Origin of the sequence: Burkholderia sp. Ax-1719 (assembly GCF_011753055.1) — a bacterium.
GTDB lineage: Bacteria > Pseudomonadota > Gammaproteobacteria > Burkholderiales > Burkholderiaceae > Paraburkholderia.
On sequence record NZ_VWWJ01000078.1, the window covers coordinates 1 to 714 of the forward strand.

A 714-nucleotide genomic window follows, 5' to 3' on the forward strand; every position below is an offset into this window, starting at 1 on the left:
AGTCGTAGCCGCGGTATTCGAGCCGCCGCAGCCCTTCGATAAGAACGGGAACGATATTACGTTGCGCTACTGCGCCGACGATGCCGCACATGGAGTTCGATCCTTTGCAATGAGAGGCGGGGCGGCCGGCGGGATGTTTGCCCGCGCCGCCCGGAATGTCCTGCCGTTCAGCTCTTCTTTTTTACCGGCCGAACGTAGCCGGATTTTTCGATCTGGGTCTTGTCGTTGAGGACGAGCATGCCTTCGGCGACGTCCTTCCAGACCGTCGTGCCCGCCGCGATGGTCACGCCGCGCCCTACGCGCACGGGCGCAACGAGCTGCGTGTCCGAGCCGACGAACACCTGATCCTCGATCACGGTGCGATGCTTGTTCGCGCCGTCGTAATTGCAGGTGATGGTGCCCGCGCCGATGTTCACGCCCGCGCCCACGTCGGCGTCGCCCACGTAGCTCAGGTGATTCGCCTTCGAGCCCACGCCGATGTTGGCGTTCTTCACTTCGACGAAATTGCCCACGTGGACTTCGTCCGCAAGCTGCGCGCCGGGCCGCAGACGCGCATACGGGCCGAGCACCGCGTTCGCGCCCACCTGCGCGCTTTCGATATGCGTGTAGGCGTCCACGCGCGTGCCCGCGCCGATCACCGCATCGCGGATCACGCAGTTCGGGCCGATGCGCACGTTGTCGCCGAGCGTCACGTTGCCTTCGAACACGCAGTTC

At 64.8% G+C, this 714-nt stretch carries 1 protein-coding gene; it reads right to left on the bottom strand.

The features are described 5' to 3' along the window. Positions 1-167 precede the first annotated feature (167 nt). A partial coding sequence (locus F3J17_RS36640; RefSeq protein WP_275692941.1) for a DapH/DapD/GlmU-related protein occupies positions 168-714 on the bottom strand: 547 nt, incomplete at its 5' end.